This is a genomic window from Siphonobacter sp. (assembly GCF_048595215.1).
Taxonomy (GTDB): Bacteria; Bacteroidota; Bacteroidia; order Cytophagales; family Spirosomataceae; genus Siphonobacter.
On the sequence record NZ_JBMDWJ010000022.1, the window covers coordinates 1 to 18,163 of the forward strand.

Below are 18,163 nucleotides of genomic sequence, written 5' to 3' on the forward strand. Positions count from 1 at the left end.
AACTTCAGCCAGCCAGCGTTCAGCGTCCAGAGCAGCCATACAACCCGTACCAGCGGCGGTAATGGCCTGGCGGTACACATTGTCCTGGGCATCGCCACAGGCAAATACACCCGCTACATTGGTACGGCTACTACCGGGAACGGTTTTGATGTAACCCGTAGTATCCATATCAATGAAATCTTTAAAAATATCAGTATTGGGTTTATGACCGATGGCTACGAAGAAACCCGTCACGCATAAATCCTGTACTTCACCCGTTACGATGTTTTTCACACGGGCACCAGTAAGACCCGTTTCATCACCTAACAATTCTTCGGTTTCCGTATTCCAGAGAATTTCGATGTTAGCGATGGTCTTCACTCGGTTTTGCATGATTTGCGAGGCCCGTAATTCATCCCGGCGAACCAGCAGATACACCTTCTTACACAATTTAGCCAGATAACTCGCCTCTTCTACAGCAGTATCGCCACCACCTACAACGACAACTTCCTGACCACGATAGAAGAAGCCATCACATACGGCACAAGCGGATACACCACGACCGTTGTAGATGTCTTCACCCGGCAGACCTAGCCATTTGGCCGAAGCTCCCGTGGAAATAATGACAGCATCGGCACAGATTTCGTGGGTGTCGTCAATCCAGACTTTTTTGCTGGTCGGATCCGAGAAGTCTACTTTCGTAGCCAATCCGTAGCGAATTTCCGTACCAAAACGACGAGCCTGTTTTTCCAGGTCCTGCATCATTTCGGGTCCAGTTACGCCTTCGGGATAGCCCGGAAAGTTATCCACTTCGGTCGTCGTTGTTAATTGACCGCCCGGTTGAGCACCCGTATATAAAATTGGCTGAAGACCTGCCCGCGAAGCGTAAATAGCGGCTGTGTAGCCAGCAGGGCCTGAACCAATAATTAAGCAATGAATATGTTCAGCTGACATAAAATGATGGGAGTAATACCTTAGTTGCAACTCGGTTGCTTTCACAAAAATTGCCAATTCGAGCCGGAAAGGCAAGATTTTTTTAAGACTTGCTGAAAATCAAGGTTGTCGGTTTTCAGTATTGGGCTCGCAAGGGTAACATATTTTCCCTGAAAAAAGGTTTTCCTGCTTCTAACAATCTTTCCGGTCCGGGCATTCCTTTACAGAATCTTCACCTCAATCCGACGGTTCTGAGCCCGATTTTCCTCGTTGGTATTCGGCACCACGGGTCGGGTCTCTCCCAGCCCAACGGCCTTGACCCGGGTCGCGGTAATCCCATGAGCAGCGAGATATTCCATCACGGAGCGGGCTCGCTTGAGGGAGAGTTCTAAATTGTTTTTGTCTTCGCCTACATTATCCGTATGCCCCGAGATTTCGACGGATACGGAAGGATTTTCTTTGAGCAATCGGACCAGTTTTTCCAGTTCCGCCTGCGACTTTTCCTGCAAATCCCAGCGACCGGATTCAAAAAAGACATTTTTTAATACTTCATGCTGATCCTTTCGGATGCTTTCCAGAGCCATGTTCAGCACCTTATCCGTACTTTTCCCCGAAAAATCGAAGGATAAACTCTTGTAGAGATACCCCGGACGATTGACAAAAACGGCGTATTCATTGCCATCCGTCAGGATTACGGCATATTCACCCGTTTTGGCGTCGCTCCGTAGCAGGGCTTCAGTAGTATTGGTTTTCAGATTGATGACTTCCAGATTAGCCGCCAGTGGTTTTTGATTGGCAGCATCTACAATAGTACCCTTCAGTACATTGGCTCGTTTGAAACGGGACGCCAATGCTTCCGGTACATCCAGCTCCCAAAGTCGTGATTGATGGCGATCGGCCCGGATCCGCTCTTCCTGGGAATAATAGCCTTTACGGCCATCGGCCGTGATGTACAGAGCGACCTGATCTTCGTGGGTATTAATGGGATAACCTAAATTTTCGGGTTTCGAGAAACGCGTTCCGTCAAATTCACTCAGCCACAAATCAAAACCACCCAGGCCCGTATAGCCGTCGGAGGCAAAGAACAGACTGCGGCCGTTGGCGTGCAGAAAAGGCGAAACCTCATCTTCGGTCGTATTGATGGCCGCCCCGGCATTGACGCAAGGTAACCAGCGACCCAGTGAATCCTTCCGACTCATCCAGATGTCGCGTTTGCCAATACCGCCCGGACGATCCGAGACGAAGAATAAGACCCGGCCGTCGGGTGAAAGCGTAGGCTGCGATTCCCAGGCTCCGGAATTGATTTCCGGTCCCAGATTTTCGGGTTCACTCCACTCCTGCCCGTTTCGGTAGCTGATGTACAAATCACAGTTTCCAAATCCGTGGCGTAAGCGGCTTTGACACACCGTAAAAACCAGCGTACGCCCATCCGCAGAAATACTGGAAGTACCTTCGTTCTCCATCGTATTGATGGCTCCGGGTAGAAGGCGGGGTTTCGTCCAGCCAGCCTCTTCCGTATACGCGGAGGTGTACAGGTTTTCGTCACCGTTTTCCTGTTCAATGCCAGTAAAAAACAGCGTTTGCCGATCCGCCGTCAGGACGGGAAAATACTGCGACTCGAAACCGTTCACGGCATCGGGTAGGCGTTTGACCTGAACCGTTAACGGACGTTTAATAGCTTCTTCAGAAAAGCGGCATACCTCCAGCATGCGGGTGGCCCGCTTCAAAGCGATTTTCTGGGCAGCGGTCGGTTTGGTCAGGGCTTGCTGACCCGTAATATACTTTTGGAGCAAGGGAGCTGCCTGCGTATACTGCCCCCGACGCAAATAATGACTGCCCAGCCAGAGATACGCCGGTTGTACTTCCGGCGACTCGGGTTTGAGCGTAATGGCTTTTTCGTACTGTACCGCCGCCTGGTTCAGGTTTCGGTCGTACTCGGCTAGTTGAGCGAGCCGGAAGTACGCCTCCCCATAGGATTCGTCGCGTTCTACGGCTCGCTGAAATTCTTTCCGGGCACCGGGTAAATCCCGGTTAGCCAGTGCTTTCTGTCCTTTTTCGTACGCGTCCAGAGCCCGCCGATCCTGAGCCTGAAGTTGCGGAGTCATCAGCCATAACCCATGCAACAGGCCGAGCAAGAGACCTCCTCGGCGTAACATGCGTTTCGTTTCCTGAGGAATACTGGTCCGGCTGGACTCCTGACTTCGATGGATGGCGTTCATGGATTACGGAATATTCATGTACTTATGCGTTTGTAACGAAACCCGCCACTTCGGATTGTCTTTGACGTAGTCAATGATTTGGGGCAGCATTACGTCACGTTTGCTCCATTCGGGTTGCAGCAACAGCTGGGCATCCGTTTGGAGCCGGGAGGCATGTTCCTCGGCAAATTCAAAATCCGATTTGTTGTAAATGATTACTTTTAACTCGTCAGCACGCTCATAGATATCGGCATGCGGTTCCTTGAATTTTTTCGGAGAAAAACAGATCCAGTCCCAGGAACCCGTCACGGCGTACACGCCCGAGGTTTCAATGTTAGTCTGGAATCCGGCCATCTGGAGAGCAGAGGTCAATTCCGTCAAGTCATGCATGAGCGGTTCGCCGCCGGTAATCACGGCCATCCGTCCGGGATACTGAAGGGCACCCGCCACAATGGAGTCAATACCAAAGGAAGGATGCAGGCTGGCATCCCAGCTTTCTTTCACATCACACCAGTGGCAACCCACTTCACAACCGCCCAAACGAATAAAATAAGCGGCTTTTCCCGCATGGAAACCTTCTCCCTGTAGCGTGTAAAAGGATTCCATCACGGGTAGTGTCGTAGCAGGGGCAAGCACTTGGGGCATAGTCATCATTGATTCTTTTCACAAAGATACCGTAACGGCGGTAGTCTATCCTAAAGTTCAGTTTTCTTCAGGAAGATTGCATCTGTTTTCGATTCCAGAACAAGATGAACGAACTAATGAATACCAGAAAACCACCCACGAGCGTAAATAAACTGCGTTCAATGGCCACGGTAAACGAATGCGTGGTTTGCTGACCAATCAGCAGGATGATGTAAATCGTCAGAAAAATACAGGCGACCGGATAATTGTGTTTAACGATCAACAGGAACGTAAACATGCACAGAATCAGTAAGGGCATGCCCAGGACAGGTTCAGGATGTAGCACCAGGATAAAACTTCCGATGATGCTTCCAATGAACGTGCCCAGAATTCGTCCGCCCACCCGTTTCAGCGTATCGCTGTGATTGTCCTGTAATACAATGACAATTGTTAGGGGTATCCAGTACGCGTGAAAGGAACGCGTGTAACTAATGAGCCAAACGCTCAGCACCAGTAGAAAAGCTAACCGGAACGTGTACCGCCACAAATCTGGTTTAAGCGAAGCCAGTGACAGGTCGAGTTTACGCGTACGCTTTCGGGCCCGGCGACTACGCAGTCGCATCAGTGGCGATCGGCTTTCAAAGGCCGCAGGCCACACCCGCCACATCAGGGCCTGCAACAGGATCGCGAGTACCCCGCTGATCAACACGGCCGCTATGGCTATTTCGTCGGCTTTGACGGCCAGTGAAAAGAAGTACAGAGCCGCGGCGGGGGCATTGATGCTTCGCCAGTCATCTGGAAAAAAATGTCGCCAGTAGCTCAGGGCCACCGACAGCAGGATTACCCCCAGCACGACATTCACCCAATGGTACGTACCAATGATCCCCCAGAGGGTTGTTCCCAAGAGAATCAGCAGCACGTAGCTTAAAATCTGTAAGCGTTCTTTATAAGTACCCTTCGGACGCACATTCATCAGACACTGCATCACCATGACGATGAATCCAGCAAAAGGGCCAAAAAACGGAATCTGAGCGAGCAGCAGACCCACAAATACGCCAAGGGTGGGCAGAGCCGCACTTTCGACGTCCTGATGGGTGATTTTTTTAAGAAGATTTTGTTTCGGTTGACTCGGGGTACTCATGGTTGATGGAATGAAGCAGGGTTCGCAGTACTGATTTCCGGCAGAGGGCTCGTATGCGATTCTTTTTAGCCTTTATGAACCCCAGCCCGCCGGACAATCAGAGGATACGCTGACTCTCTAATGAAATCATACCAATACCTTAGGTACGGAAAAATAGGGATTTCTGCGTAAACTTCCGTCCCCTTTAACAGAGGCATTCTCTTGTTCAACGTTTTCTAATCCATCTATGCGTACCCTTCTTAGTTGCGGTTTCTGGCTGTTCTGTCTAACGGTTCAGGCTCAGTCGTATCTCTTTGCTTACTTTACCGATAATGGTCAGGATGGCCTGCACTGGGCCAGTAGTACCGATGGCCTGCACTGGAAATCGCTCCGTAACGGAGCCTCGTACCTGACGCCCGAAGTCGGAAAAGATAAACTCATGCGGGATCCCTGCGTCATTCAGGGACCGGACCAAACCTTTCACATGGTCTGGACCTCCGGCTGGAATGACCAGATCATCGGCTACGCCTCCTCGAAAGATTTAAAAAACTGGTCCGCTCAACAGGCCATTCCGGTCATGACGCACGAACCCACGGCCAAGAACAGCTGGGCTCCGGAAGTATTCTACGATGATCAGGCCAAGCAGTTTATCATCTACTGGGCTACGACCATTCCCGGACGTCATTCGGATGTGGCCGAGTCAGAACGGGAAAAGGGCCTAAACCACCGGATTTACTACGTCACCACCCGCGATTTCAAAACGTTCAGTGATACGAAGCTTTTCTTCAATCCGACCTTTAGCGTGATTGATGCCACGCTTTTAAAGAAAGGCAAGTGGTACTACATGTTCCTTAAAAACGAAAACCCGAAACCCGCCGAGAAGAATATCCGCATCACTAAATCCCGTAAAGCCGTCGGGCCGTACCCGACCGAAGTTTCGGCTCCGATTACGGGCAAGTACTGGGCGGAAGGTCCGACCGCGGTGCAAATTGGTGATTACGTGTACGTGTATTTCGACAAGTATACCGAACACAAATACGGAGCCATTCGCTCCAAAGACATGGAACACTGGGAAGAGGTATCCGATCAGGTCGAATTTCCGAAGGGAACCCGGCATGGCACGGTATTGAAAGTTAGCCCGGAACTGGCAAAATCGTTGGAGTAGCAAACGGATCTACTAACAAAAAAGCCCTCAACGCTACACGTTGAGGGCTTTTTTGTTGACGGTATGCTTTCTATCAGGCGTTAATACCTAATCGCATGAAGATGGGAAACTCGATTTCCTGTACCTGATCGACGTCCCATAACGGACTGATCTGATCGATGAGTTCAGGAACGGGATCTTCGCCATTCGCTTCCTTGTATGCCTGTACACTCGACCAGGAGCTAAAGTAACCGGACAGTTCTTCTAAACTCCACTGTTTGATCATAGAGAAAACGGGTACCTGCACTTCCTGATACGGAAAAGGAATCTTCGTGTATTTTTCCTGAATATGATGCCGCTCGGGAGCCCAGTACGGTCCTACCACCGTTGTATAGAAATCAAGAATGAGGGGATCGATCTCCGGACTGATCTCCAATAACTCGTATCCCCAGACAGCCAGTACGCCCCCGGGTTTAAGTACTCGTTTAACTTCCGAGTGAAAAGTTTCAAAATTAAACCAGTGGAGAGCCTGACCTACGGTAACCAGATCGAAGGACTCCGCGGGAAAGGTTGTCTCTTCCGCCCGGCTTACTTGGTAATGTACGCGTTGAGCGGGCTCGGCCTGAGCCAGTTGCTGTTCGCTGATGTCGGTAGCTTCGACGCGTTCAAAGTATTCGGCCAGTGCTACGGCTACCTGTCCGTTGCCCGTGGCACAATCCCAGGCGGCTTCCCGACCCGGTACGTACTTCAAAATAAATTCGTATAGTTCAGCAGGATACGTAGGACGGTATTTCGCGTAAGCATCCGATTGTTTGGAAAAGAGGTCTTTCATACGGATTGGTGGTTGGAAAAGAACGGGGTGATGCGTTGGATCATCACCCCGTTCCTAAATACAATCAAAATTATTGAGCCTGAGCCACGGCAATCGCTACCATGTTAACGATCTCGCGAACCGTACTTCCTAACTGGAGAACGTGTACGGGTTTCTTCAGACCCAGGAGTACGGGACCGATGTATTCGAGTTCGCCGACTTCCTTCAATAAGTTGTAAGCAATGTTCGCTGCCGAAAGGTTCGGAAAAATAAGCACGTTTGCCCCTTCTTCGGCTAAATCAGAGAAGGGGTACTGTTGCTTGACCAATTCCGTATTAAAGGCCAGGTGAGCCTGCATTTCCCCTTCTACCACCCAGTCGGGATGTTTACCGCGTAGAATGGCCGTCGCCTGTCGCATTTTCTCGGCGTCTTCCCCATCGGCAGTACCGTAGTTAGAATACGTCAATAACGCGATGCGGGGCTTAATCCCCAGACTTTCTACGGAAATAGCCGTTAGTTCAGCAATCTCTACCAGTTCTGTTACCGAAGGATTAAAGTTTACTGTCGTATCAGAAAGGAACAAAGGACCCTTTTTGGTAAGCAGGATGTACATACCGGATACTTTCCGGATGCCTTCCTGCCGTCCAATGACCTGAAGGGCCGGGCGGACGGTATCCGGATAGTTTCGCGTCAGACCCGAAATCAAACAATCGGCCTTACCCGTTTCCACCATCATGGCTCCAAAATACGTCCGACGCAGCATGATCTGCTCGGCATCGGCGGGACTTACACCCCGGCGTTTGCGTTTTTCGTAGTAAGCATTCGCAAACTCACGGGCCAGTGGCTGCACGTCGTCGGCTTTCGGATCGATGATCTGTACACCTTCCAGCTCCAGTCGGTCTTCTTTGATCATTTTTTCGATCCGGGTCCGGTTACCTAACAGGATCGGTTCACAAATGCCATCGTCGTACACCTGCTGTACGGCTTTGAGTACGGTCTGACTTTCGGCATCGGCAAATACGACTTTCTTAGGATCTTTCTTGGCTTTGTTGACAATGGCCCGCGTCAACTGGTTATCCTGACCGAGGCGTTTGGCCAGTACCTGTTCGTAGGCTTCCCAGTCTTCAATGGGTTGCGTCGCCAGTCCTGATTCCATCGCGGCTTTCGCCACGGCCGGAGCTACCGTCGTCAGCAAACGAGGGTCCATGGGCTTCGGAATAATATACGTCCGGCCAAAGGTCAGGTTCTTTTCGTTGTAAGCGATATTGACAATATCGGGGACGGGTTCCTTCGCCAGCTCAGCCAGTGCGTACGTAGCGGCCATTTTCATGGCTTCGTTGATGCCCGTGGCCCGTACGTCGAGGGCACCCCGGAAAATGAACGGGAAACCCAGTACGTTGTTCACCTGGTTGGGGTAATCACTGCGTCCGGTGGCCATGATGATGTCCGGGCGAGCGGCGGTTGCCTCTTCGTAGCTGATTTCCGGCGTTGGGTTGGCCATCGCGAATACGATCGGATTGTCCGCCATGCTGCGTATCATGTCCTGCGAAAGCACGTTTGCCGCACTCAGTCCGATGAATACGTCGGCACCTTTAATGGCCTCAGCCATCGTGATATGCGTCGGAACGGCAAAATCCTTTTGCTTGCCAAACAGGTTGGTACGCTCCAGACAGATCACGCCGTCCTTGTCGAACATGGTGATGTTCTCTTTGCGGGCTCCCAGTTGCACGTACATCTGCGTACAGGAAATGGCCGCGGCTCCGGCTCCACTCACAATAAACTTGGCGTCCTGAATATTCTTCCCAACGATTTCCAAAGCATTCAGCAGGGCCGCACCAGAGATGATGGCCGTACCGTGCTGATCGTCGTGCATTACCGGAATTTTCAACTCCTTCCGCAACCGATCTTCGATTTCAAAACATTCCGGAGCCTTGATGTCCTCCAGGTTCACACCTCCGAAGGTAGGTTCGAGAATTTTTACCGTCCGAACAAACTCATCAACGTCTTTGGTATTGAGTTCAATGTCGAAAACGTCAATGTCCGCGTAGATTTTGAATAGCAGACCTTTTCCTTCCATCACGGGTTTGCCGGCTTCCGGACCAATATCGCCCAGACCCAGCACGGCCGTACCGTTGGAAATCACCGCTACCAGGTTACCCTTGGCGGTGTATTTATAAACATCTTCCGGATTTTCGGCAATGGCCAGACAGGGCTCGGCTACTCCCGGCGAATACGCCAGGGACAGATCGCGTTGCGTGGCTGTTTCTTTCGTCGTAACTACTTCAATTTTTCCCGGACGACCCTTGGAGTGATAATCCAGAGCGTCCTGACGGCGAAGATTTTTTTTCTCTTCCATTACTACGTTTGTTGTTGAATGAGCGTCTTTCGATTGCTTTATACAGACGCCTTAAACCGCTAAGGTACTAGATTTGTCCGCTGGGCGGTTTGAAATTTTTGCATTCTTTCTCCCCCCGTTCAATGCCTTTAAAAAGTGCATTTGGTGGTTTTAAGAATACAATTGGCCCGTAAAACACCGTACCGACATGGACCAAAACAACCTTTGGAATTTCAGCGGAATGACTTTTCAAAAATTTGGCCTTGCGTATTTAAGCAGGTTACCTGACTTTGATCCCGGAAATCAAAGAAGGCTTTCCCGAACCGAGAAAGCCTTTCCCATAAAAGCCATGAAAAAGTAAAAAGCATAAAAAATGTGGGACGGTGCCCACATTTTGAAAATCGTATGATTAGCGTTGTTCCATGGGAACGAAATCACGCAGGGTAGCTCCCGTGTAAATCTGACGGGGACGACCAATGGGTTCTTTCATCGCCCGCATTTCTTTCCACTGAGCAATCCAGCCCGGCAGACGGCCAATGGCGAACATCACCGTAAACATATTCGTCGGAATACCGAGGGCCCGGTAGATGATTCCGGAGTAGAAATCAACGTTCGGGTACAGCTTGCGAGCTACGAAGTATTCGTCGTTCAGAGCTGCCTCTTCGAGTCCTTTGGCAATTTCCAGTACGGGATCATTCACGCCCAGTTTCGTCAGCACGTCGTCGGCTGCTTTCTTGATGATCTTGGCCCGGGGGTCAAAGTTTTTGTACACCCGGTGACCGAAGCCAAACAGACGGAAGCCCGTCGTCTTGGCATTTTTCGCCATGTCGATGTACTTGCTTACGTCGCCACCATCGGCCTTGATGGCTTCCAGCATTTCGATTACTTCCTGGTTTGCACCACCGTGCAGGGGTCCCCACAAAGCACTGATACCGGCAGAAATCGACGAGTACAGGTTAGCCTGCGAAGAACCCACCAGACGTACCGTTGACGTTGAGCAGTTTTGTTCGTGATCCGCGTGCAGAATCAGTAATGTATTTAACGCCGAAGCAACCACGGGATCTACCTCGTATTTCTCAACGGGCAGCGAGAACATCATGTTCAGGAAGTTCGAGCAGTAGTCGAGATCATTTTTGGGATAGTTCACCGGGTGTCCCTGAGCTTTCTTATAGCTCCAGGAAGCGATGGTCGGCAACTTAGCCAGCAAACGAATGATGTGACGATCGTCTTTTCCTTTTTCGTCGTACGAATCCGGATAGAACGCACTTAGGGCACTTACCAGCGATGACAACGTAGCCATCGGGTGAGCGTTTACGGGGAAATTATCGAAAATGGCCCGTACGCCTTCGTTTACAATCGTGTGGCGACGGATGGAGTCTTCAAACTCAGCGTATTGCTCCTGGGTGGGTAACTCCCCGTAAATAAGCAAATAAGCGACCTCGAGAAAAGTCGCTTTAGCCGCTAAATCTTCAATACTGTATCCACGGTAATTCAGAATACCTTTTTCACCGTCCAGAAAAGTAATCGCACTTTTGGTTGCTCCGGTATTTTTGTACCCGGAATCCAGCGTGACGAAACCCGTTTCATCGCGGAGTTTACTAATATCTACGGCTTTTTCAGCCTCAGTTCCAACGACAATGGGAAGTTGAACCTTCTTACCTTCTACGGAGAGTTCTGCAAAATCAGACATAAAGCAAAAATTTGTTTGGCAACGGCCAGTATGAGGAGAGGCAACGTTTTGATGACAGCGAAAATACACAAAAACCCTTCACCCGGCACAAAAATAAATTTGAATGCGGGAAAAAAGCCGCCTTCATTCCCCAAAAAAACTTGCTAATTTGCTATATTGTTTTGTACAAAACCTTTATTCGTTTGACTATCAATGCCTTTAAGTCCTTATTCTTTTACCGTAACCGAACGTTTTTTGCGTTACGTACAGATCGACACCCAGTCTGATCCGCATGCCGAGACCTACCCTTCGACCGAAAAGCAAAAAGACTTGAGTCGCGTACTGGTGCAGGAATTGCAGCAGATGGGTGTTACGGAGGTCGAACTCGACGATTATGGCTATGTGTACGCGACCCTACCCGCCACCACCGCCAAAGCGGACGTTCCCGTGATTTGCTTTTGCTCGCACGTGGATACCTCGCCCGATTGTTCGGGGGCCAACGTGAAGCCCATCGTTCATACCCGCTACGACGGCTCGGATCTGGTACTACCCGACGATCCTGCCCAGATCATCCGCATGAGCGATCACCCCGACCTGAAGGACCAGATCGGAAACGACCTCATCACGGCTTCCGGAACCACGCTGCTCGGAGCGGACAATAAAGCTGGCGTGGCTGAAATCATGGATGCGGTGCATTACCTGATCTCGCATCCTGAACTCGAACACGGAACGATAAAAATCCTTTTTACGCCCGACGAAGAAATCGGTCGGGGTACGGCCAAGGTGGACCTGGAAAAACTGGGTGCGGATTTCGGCTATACCATCGACGGCGAAACGTTGGGCTCGCTAGAAGACGAAACCTTCTCGGCCGACGCCGTGCATATTCGCATTCAGGGTGTGAGTCAGCATCCCGGATTTGCTAAAGGTCGCATGGAGAGTGCCATCAAAATCGCTTCGGAGCTGGTGGCCCGCTTACCCAAGGATCGCCTCTCCCCCGAAACGACCGAGGACAAAGAGGGTTTCGTACACCCTACCTATCTGCACGGTACCGTGGAGGAAGCCGAAGTAGAACTCATCATCCGGGACTTTGCCGAAGCGGGTCTACACGAAAAGGAAGCCTTTCTGAAACAGCTGACGGAGGAGGTGCTGGCTCAATATCCCCATTCAACGGCGGCTATCCAGGTGGTCGAACAGTACCGCAATATGAAAGAGGTACTCGATCAATATCCTCAGGTAGCTCAGTACGCGGTGGAAGCCATCGAACGCAGCGGTATTGCCGCCCGGCAAATGAGCATCCGAGGGGGTACGGACGGCTCGCGGCTTTCCTTTATGGGACTGCCCTGCCCCAACATTTTCGCCGGCGAGCACGCGTTCCACTCCCGTCACGAATGGGTGTCCCGGCAGGATATGGAGAAAGCCGTGGAAGTCATCGTTAACCTCGCTCAGATCTGGGCAGAGAAAGCTTAAGTATCCCTTCCCCTTCTCTAGTTTCGGGGAAGGGGGCTGTTTAAAAATCAATCCCGATTCTTTTTGCTTGCATCCTTTTTTTGAATTCGGTAGTCTTGTATTCCCAATCCCCTTTTCTAGTAATGAAACAAGTTTCCCTTTTCTTCCCCCTGTTGCTGCTGTTAGCGGCCTGTGAATCGAAAAAACCGGAGCAACAATCGGCCGCTGGAGCCGACACCCTTGCCTACACCATCAAGGGCGACTCCGTTCGCAGTCAGCTTTGTGTACGCCCCGACTCCCTGTGTGCCCGTGCTCAGTTTACCTACCCAGTTTTTGAAGGCAATCAGGTCCTGACGGATTCACTCCTTCGACACGCGGTAGCGGCCTCGGGCTACCTCGACAGTCCTGAAACTACGGCCGCTCAGGCGAAGGCTTCCCCTACGCAGGTCGTTCAGGATTTCGTCAAAGATTTCGATACGTTCATCGCCGATCAGCGGAAACGCTTCCCCAATGAGCCCGTCATGGGCAGTGCCTGGGAAACGGACATTCGGACGCAGGTTCTCCACCAAACGCCCCAGTTTATCGCTGCGGCTACGCTCACGTACAACTACTCGGGCGGTGCTCACCCGAACACGAATCTGGTCTACGTAAACCTGACTCCCAAAGGACATCAACTAACCTTGAACGAGTTGTTTAAGCCCGGTTATGAGAAGACCTTAGCGGCCACGGCGGAGAAACTATTCCGTACGCAGGAAGGACTGAAAGCAGGTGATCCGTACGGTGAAAGATACTTTTTTGAGAACAATGCCTTTGCCCTGAACGATAATTTCAGCATTCGTCCGGAAGGACTATTATTTCGCTACAACCCGTACGAAATTAAAGCCTACGCCGAAGGGCCCACAGAGCTATTGATTCCGTATACCGAATTGAAATCCATTATCAATACTGACGGTGTTTTAAAAGCCTTCGTTAAGTAAAGGATCAGGTCTATAGAATTGGATCGATTAGGGTATTCCCACCGGGATAAAAGCCTTAATCGATCCGATTCTTTTTTTCTTCCACCCACTGCCGGGCCTGTAGTAACTGCTCTTCGAAAGAGCCCGTTAACCAGTGAATGCGTAAGCCATCGCGTTCCATTTTCCGGAAGAAGGTCATTTGCCGTTTAGCGTATTGGTGAATCGCTACATTAAGCCGTTCAACCATGGTTTCATAGTCCCATACGCCGGACAAGTATTCCGTAATGAATTTATATTCCAGACCGTAGTAAATTAACTGGTCTGCCGCAATTCCCTGATCCAGTAAGCCCTGTACTTCTTCAATCATACCGTTTTGCAAACGCTCGTGTAAGCGTTTGGTAATTCGCTCCCGCCGCATTTCAACCGGCGGATTTAGCCCCAGTATCAGCGGATTCAACGCGGGTTTTTCTTCGGAAATAGTGAAGGGAAATTGCTGCAGGTACGTCGCAATTTCAATGGCTCGTAGGGTACGTTTACGCGTCGACAAATCAGCTACGGCGTGATACGCCGAATCGAGTTGCTGAAAGTGTTCACGCAGGGCTTCATCACTTTTCGTACTTAACTGCTCCCGCAATTCCGGGTCATTGGGAATGGCGGTAAACGCGTGATTTTTCAATACCGCTTCCAGATACAGCCCCGTACCTCCGCATAAGATGGGTCGTTTATTCCGGCTCTGAATTTCGTCATATACTACTTTAAAATCTTTTTGAAATTCGTACAGATTATACGCTTTGCCGGCATCCATAATATCAATCAGATGGTAGGGAATCGTGCCGTATTCAGACAGGTCTTTTCCCGTTCCAATGTCCATGGTTCGGTATACCTGCCTTGAATCAACGCTGATAACTTCTCCTTCAAATTCCGCGGCTAAGGCTACGGCCAGTCTGGTTTTACCAGAGGCCGTAGGGCCTAATACTACAATTGGTGTATGCATACAAACCATTCCATGCGTCGAAACGACGACTACAGTTTTTTGATGTATTTGTAATTTCCAGTATTAAAAATTGATCGCCAGTGACTGGGTTTTTCACCTTTGACTCGGTGAGGATAGTAGCGTAAGAACGTGTCAGGATCAAGCCAGAGTTCCTGCGGCGGCGTGGTACTGACGCGTTCAAATCCCAGTCGTTCGTAGCTTTTCCCCGTCGACCAGTCACGGTCCGCGTAGGTCATTAGATCCTGCATGGGATGTTCCCCTAAAAAGGCTTTCAGTAGTTTATTCAATCCCCCCACTACCGTGTGATTTCGCACATTGGCAAAGCGAATTAACTCGCCCGAATAATAGTCATCACCCCGACTTGGCATGGCTCGTATGGGACCAAATCCGGCTACGGCTACACAACCGCTAACAATCGTAGGGTCGTTCAAGAATGACTCATTCTGATGCATTTCCTTCAAAAATAAGCCGTATCGAAACGCACATTTCACTGGAATTTGCAGGTGATTCTGGGATAAAAACTCCTGAAAAAAGGCGGGCGTTAAGGGCTGAATAAGCGTCAGTCGGGCGGGAATGCGTTGCGAAATACCGACCAATGCTTTCAGACGACTTTTAACCAAGGTTCGTTGCGTAGCCCACACATCCTCCCAAAGCTGAACCAGTTGCCAGTTACGGGTTTCGTACCGTTCGGAATCTTGTAAAAGTACAATTGGATCTGCTTGCGTCCGTAAGGCTACGGCTAGGCGGCGGGTTTGATTTTCATAGATCCCCTCATCAACTTTCTGCCAGTTCTCCTGGGGCATTTCCTCTTGCAGAAAGTTTTGAAAGTTTTCTAAGAACTTACGATTCATGGTCACGCTACTTCGCTTTAATGGATACACAAAAGGGCAGAGCCTCGCTCTACCCTCTTGTGTATCTGAATGATGAGACCGATCAGCGGCCTACCAGAATTTTATTCGTTACTTCCTGGTCGATGGTTATGTAACCGGGATAGTTCACCTGCTTGTTACCCAACGATAGCGTAGGTTTGATCCGGATAGTCAGTTTACTGGGTTGGCTTGACTTGTTACCCGCCAGGTTCTGCACGAACTGAATGAACGAGTCCCGCGTCTTGGCGTCTGACAATAACTGAAAAGCATTAGCCGATACGTGGATGGGAATCGTCATGCGACCGCCCGGAGCTACGGCAATCCGCTGGTTGATATAACCCGTGGCTAGCTCCTGTCCAGTCAACAATACTTTATATTCAAGCTGATTGATACCCGCCATTTTTCCCGAAGGATTCCGAATATCCAGATTGACACGAGCATCCAGCGGTACATTCTGGCGAAGCAGTGCCGCACTTAATTGCGGGTATTTTAAAGGATTCAGAGCTTCAAAGCTTTTCAGCTCGCGGACCGGAATGCCGGCCAGGAAAATGCTGTCGGCAGAAACGATGTCGTATCGGCAATTCCCCAGGGCTTTGGCCTCGGCAATTTGCTTATTGACGCCGCAATGACTTAAACTTACGGCCGCCGCCAGAAGGGAGCACCATAGAATAACCTTTTTCATGGAAGTAGATAACGCTGTTCGTGTGGGACAAAAGTAAACGAAAAAGCGATACCTTGAAGGATACCGCTTTTTCTGTATACAACATCTATTGTACTAAATAATTTTTAAATTATTACGCTTCCGTCGCAGCTTCTTCGTTTACGTATTCTTCGGCAATGACGGTCAGCTTTTTATCGGTCTCCCCTTCTTCATTCAGAGTGGTCTGGAGAAGATCCGCTACTTCAGGGTACCCTAATTTTTCGGCCAGCGTACGCAGACTGCCATAGCTCGCAATTTCGTAGTGCTCTACTTTCTGGGCTGCCATGATCAGGCCGCAATCACGAACCATCGTACCCTTTTCGGTTTCTTCAGTAATGGTTTCGCTTTCCTTGATAAGCCCTTCCATGGCTTCACATTTCTTTGCGACTGCCTTCACATCGATCATGGAAAATACTTTCTCCAGCCGTTCTACGTGCACTTCAGTTTCTTGCTTGTGCGTTTCAAAGGCCGTTTTCAAATCGGAAGAAGTGGCTGCTTTCGCAAGTTTGGTTAAGGCTTTGGCCAAGTGCTTTTCAGCCCAGTAAATATCTTTTAAGCCATCAACGAAGAGTTCTTTTAAAGCAGGAGAATCTTGTTCGGAAACTGAGGTTACGTTGTTTTTTTTCGTGGTTTTCATGACAATCATAGGTTTGTTTGACAGCTTGTAGACAAAGAAAATCGTACCTGTAGAGAAGTGTCTATGGATGGGGATTTCTTTGCAACGGTCCTCTATACGTCAGAACTAAGATTGGCTATCACTTTTCATCTCCAGTATATATATTATCAGTTATATATCTAATATTTTTGAATAATTAGTTTTTTATCTAATAATATACATTTAAAAGTATAATAACTTATATTTGAAGCAAAATAACGATCTATGAAAATAGCTGCTGTCTTATCAGGTGAGGTGATTGATTCCACAGCCTTGAAAATACCCGAACGTAAAAAGCTTCAGAAAAACCTGGAGGATATCTTTCATCGCTTGGGTGGAAAGAATCCATTAAACATAAAGTTGCCCTTTGAAGTCTTTCGTGGCGACCGCTTTCTGGGGATTGTCGATACACCCGCGGAGTCCTTACGGGTAGCCCTGTTGATTCGGGCCTATCTGAAGAGTGACTTTTACTCGGGCCAATCACTCGATGCCCGCATTTCCATAGGTATGGGTACCATCACCTACCGCTCTCCGAACGTTGGCGAATCCGACGGAGAGGCCTTTCAGGCTTCGGAGCAACTTTTAATGGGTATGAAAAAACATCCCAATCGCGTGGAAGTAAAATCTCCGTGGAAGGCTTTCGACGAGGAATTCAATACGGGTTTGGTACTGCTTGAAACCATCGTCAGCCGCTGGACGGGACCGCAGGCTGACATCATGTATTTAAAGTTACTGGGGCATACGGAAGTCACTATATCAGGTATGCTGGGTATTACACAGTCTGCGGTCAATCAACGCTCCACTGCTGCCTGCTGGAATGCCGTCGATCGGTTTACCAAACGCTTCCATCAAGTCACCTTACAGTATTTAAAATAATTTATATACTACAAGTTTTATACATTTACTTACTATACAATAATTGTATTATATCATAATTATTAAATACACAATAATTAATAACTGCCTTGTCAGATTAAGCCATCCCAGCAGAAGAATTTAGGAATGACATGCAGAGCTAGTGACATTAAACTGGAGAGGCGGCAGCTAAGCAGCTTCCTGTATGATTGTGACTGGTGCAGAATTGAAAACCTGCACCAGTCAGCCTCTTCAACCAAACCCCTTCCTACCCGAGTACTTAACTCCTGGAAGTACCTAGCTCCCTATGAAATCTGAGGGAATATAAGGCGAGCAAAAACGGCCTTCCTGCACAGTCGAAAGCTTCCTAACGTATACCCATCGGCGACCACGTTCCAATCTGCCTATCTTATTTAAACCAGTACGATGGGACAGTCCCATTAGGGTTTACACTCTCTAGCAGATACACTTTTAGAAACTGGCATCCAATGTCCTGCTCTGTTCAGTCGAACAGGCCAACGCCGAAGGAATCCGATAGAGATTGACTCTGCCTCCGATGCGGAGCAACACCCGAATGACTCTTCCAGGGGAGCTAGTCAAAGTATCGCCGAACCCGGCTACTCTTTTATAAAGTGCTCTCATACGATGACGCTTTAGATCCGGCTCAACCAGACTAGGACGCGATACCTTTTTCGTACCTCCCACGAACAAGGGAATCACAAAGCCCCTAAACTCCAATCAAACCATGTCGCTGAGATTTCGATAGAGCATCTTTACCCGGGATTTGGGCCATATAAGCAATTCTCGCGGCATTCTCGTTTTGTAACTTTCCCTGTCTTATATATAACAAAAGACATAAAGCTTTCTCATCGAAT

At 49.4% G+C, this 18,163-nt stretch carries 15 protein-coding genes; 4 read left to right on the forward strand and 11 right to left on the reverse strand.

Translation table 11 applies throughout. The annotated features are described in order from the left end of the window. The 4 genes from trxB to ACOJTG_RS01200 form a co-directional block, all read right to left on the reverse strand. A partial coding sequence (trxB, locus tag ACOJTG_RS01185; RefSeq protein WP_420152126.1) for a thioredoxin-disulfide reductase occupies nucleotides 1-933 on the reverse strand: 933 nt, incomplete at its 3' end. Between the two features lie 200 nt (nucleotides 934-1,133). Next, a complete protein-coding gene (locus ACOJTG_RS01190) occupies nucleotides 1,134-3,131 on the reverse strand; it encodes an OmpA family protein (protein WP_420152127.1) in 1,998 nt (665 codons plus the stop codon). A 3-nt stretch (nucleotides 3,132-3,134) separates the two neighbouring features. After that, the gene (locus ACOJTG_RS01195; RefSeq protein ID WP_420152128.1) at nucleotides 3,135-3,755 is read right to left on the reverse strand and encodes a 7-carboxy-7-deazaguanine synthase QueE; all 621 of its coding nucleotides are present in this window, start codon (nucleotides 3,753-3,755) and stop codon (nucleotides 3,135-3,137) included. A gap of 67 nt (nucleotides 3,756-3,822) precedes the next feature. Continuing rightward, nucleotides 3,823-4,875: an FUSC family protein gene (locus tag ACOJTG_RS01200; RefSeq protein WP_420152129.1), complete on the reverse strand. Its 1,053-nt coding sequence runs from the start codon at nucleotides 4,873-4,875 to the stop codon at nucleotides 3,823-3,825. Nucleotides 4,876-5,101: 226 nt separating this feature from the next. On the opposite strand from ACOJTG_RS01200, the gene ACOJTG_RS01205 reads away from it, so the two are divergent. After that, a complete protein-coding gene (locus ACOJTG_RS01205) occupies nucleotides 5,102-6,019 on the forward strand; it encodes a glycoside hydrolase family 43 protein (protein WP_420152130.1) in 918 nt (305 codons plus the stop codon). A gap of 73 nt (nucleotides 6,020-6,092) precedes the next feature. On the opposite strand, the gene ACOJTG_RS01210 is transcribed toward ACOJTG_RS01205, so the two are convergent. The 3 genes from ACOJTG_RS01210 to ACOJTG_RS01220 all read right to left on the reverse strand — a co-directional run bounded on the left by ACOJTG_RS01210 (nucleotide 6,093) and on the right by ACOJTG_RS01220 (nucleotide 10,834). After that, on the reverse strand, nucleotides 6,093-6,830 hold the full coding sequence (locus ACOJTG_RS01210; protein ID WP_420152131.1) for a class I SAM-dependent methyltransferase: 738 nt from the start codon (nucleotides 6,828-6,830) through the stop codon (nucleotides 6,093-6,095). A 70-nt stretch (nucleotides 6,831-6,900) separates the two neighbouring features. Beyond that, nucleotides 6,901-9,165 carry an NADP-dependent malic enzyme gene (locus tag ACOJTG_RS01215; protein WP_420152132.1) on the reverse strand — a complete coding sequence of 755 codons (2,265 nt, stop codon included), beginning with the start codon at nucleotides 9,163-9,165 and terminating at the stop codon, nucleotides 6,901-6,903. Between the two features lie 388 nt (nucleotides 9,166-9,553). Next, nucleotides 9,554-10,834, reverse strand: coding sequence for a citrate synthase (locus ACOJTG_RS01220; protein ID WP_102199777.1), 1,281 nt, complete (start codon nucleotides 10,832-10,834; stop codon nucleotides 9,554-9,556). 192 nt (nucleotides 10,835-11,026) lie between these two features. Between ACOJTG_RS01220 and pepT the strand changes: the two genes are divergently transcribed. After that, on the forward strand, nucleotides 11,027-12,280 hold the full coding sequence (gene pepT / locus ACOJTG_RS01225; RefSeq protein WP_420152133.1) for a peptidase T: 1,254 nt from the start codon (nucleotides 11,027-11,029) through the stop codon (nucleotides 12,278-12,280). Nucleotides 12,281-12,402: 122 nt separating this feature from the next. Beyond that, a complete protein-coding gene (locus ACOJTG_RS01230) occupies nucleotides 12,403-13,236 on the forward strand; it encodes a DUF3298 domain-containing protein (RefSeq protein WP_420152134.1) in 834 nt (277 codons plus the stop codon). 55 nt (nucleotides 13,237-13,291) lie between these two features. Here ACOJTG_RS01230 and miaA read toward each other — a convergent pair whose 3' ends face one another. The 4 genes from miaA to ACOJTG_RS01250 all read right to left on the reverse strand — a co-directional run bounded on the left by miaA (nucleotide 13,292) and on the right by ACOJTG_RS01250 (nucleotide 16,415). Beyond that, nucleotides 13,292-14,209: a tRNA (adenosine(37)-N6)-dimethylallyltransferase MiaA gene (gene miaA / locus ACOJTG_RS01235; protein ID WP_420152135.1), complete on the reverse strand. Its 918-nt coding sequence runs from the start codon at nucleotides 14,207-14,209 to the stop codon at nucleotides 13,292-13,294. Nucleotides 14,210-14,238: 29 nt separating this feature from the next. After that, complete coding sequence (locus ACOJTG_RS01240) at nucleotides 14,239-15,060, reverse strand: hypothetical protein (RefSeq protein ID WP_420152136.1); 822 nt, start codon at nucleotides 15,058-15,060, stop codon at nucleotides 14,239-14,241. A gap of 82 nt (nucleotides 15,061-15,142) precedes the next feature. Then, complete coding sequence (locus ACOJTG_RS01245) at nucleotides 15,143-15,760, reverse strand: LEA type 2 family protein (protein WP_420152137.1); 618 nt, start codon at nucleotides 15,758-15,760, stop codon at nucleotides 15,143-15,145. Between the two features lie 112 nt (nucleotides 15,761-15,872). Beyond that, nucleotides 15,873-16,415, reverse strand: a complete 543-nt coding sequence (locus ACOJTG_RS01250; RefSeq protein WP_420152138.1) for a ferritin-like domain-containing protein — start codon at nucleotides 16,413-16,415, stop codon at nucleotides 15,873-15,875. A gap of 243 nt (nucleotides 16,416-16,658) precedes the next feature. Here ACOJTG_RS01250 and ACOJTG_RS01255 point away from each other — a divergent pair, with 243 nt between their 5' ends. After that, nucleotides 16,659-17,309: a hypothetical protein gene (locus ACOJTG_RS01255; RefSeq protein WP_420152139.1), complete on the forward strand. Its 651-nt coding sequence runs from the start codon at nucleotides 16,659-16,661 to the stop codon at nucleotides 17,307-17,309. The last annotated feature ends 854 nt before the right edge of the window (nucleotides 17,310-18,163 follow it).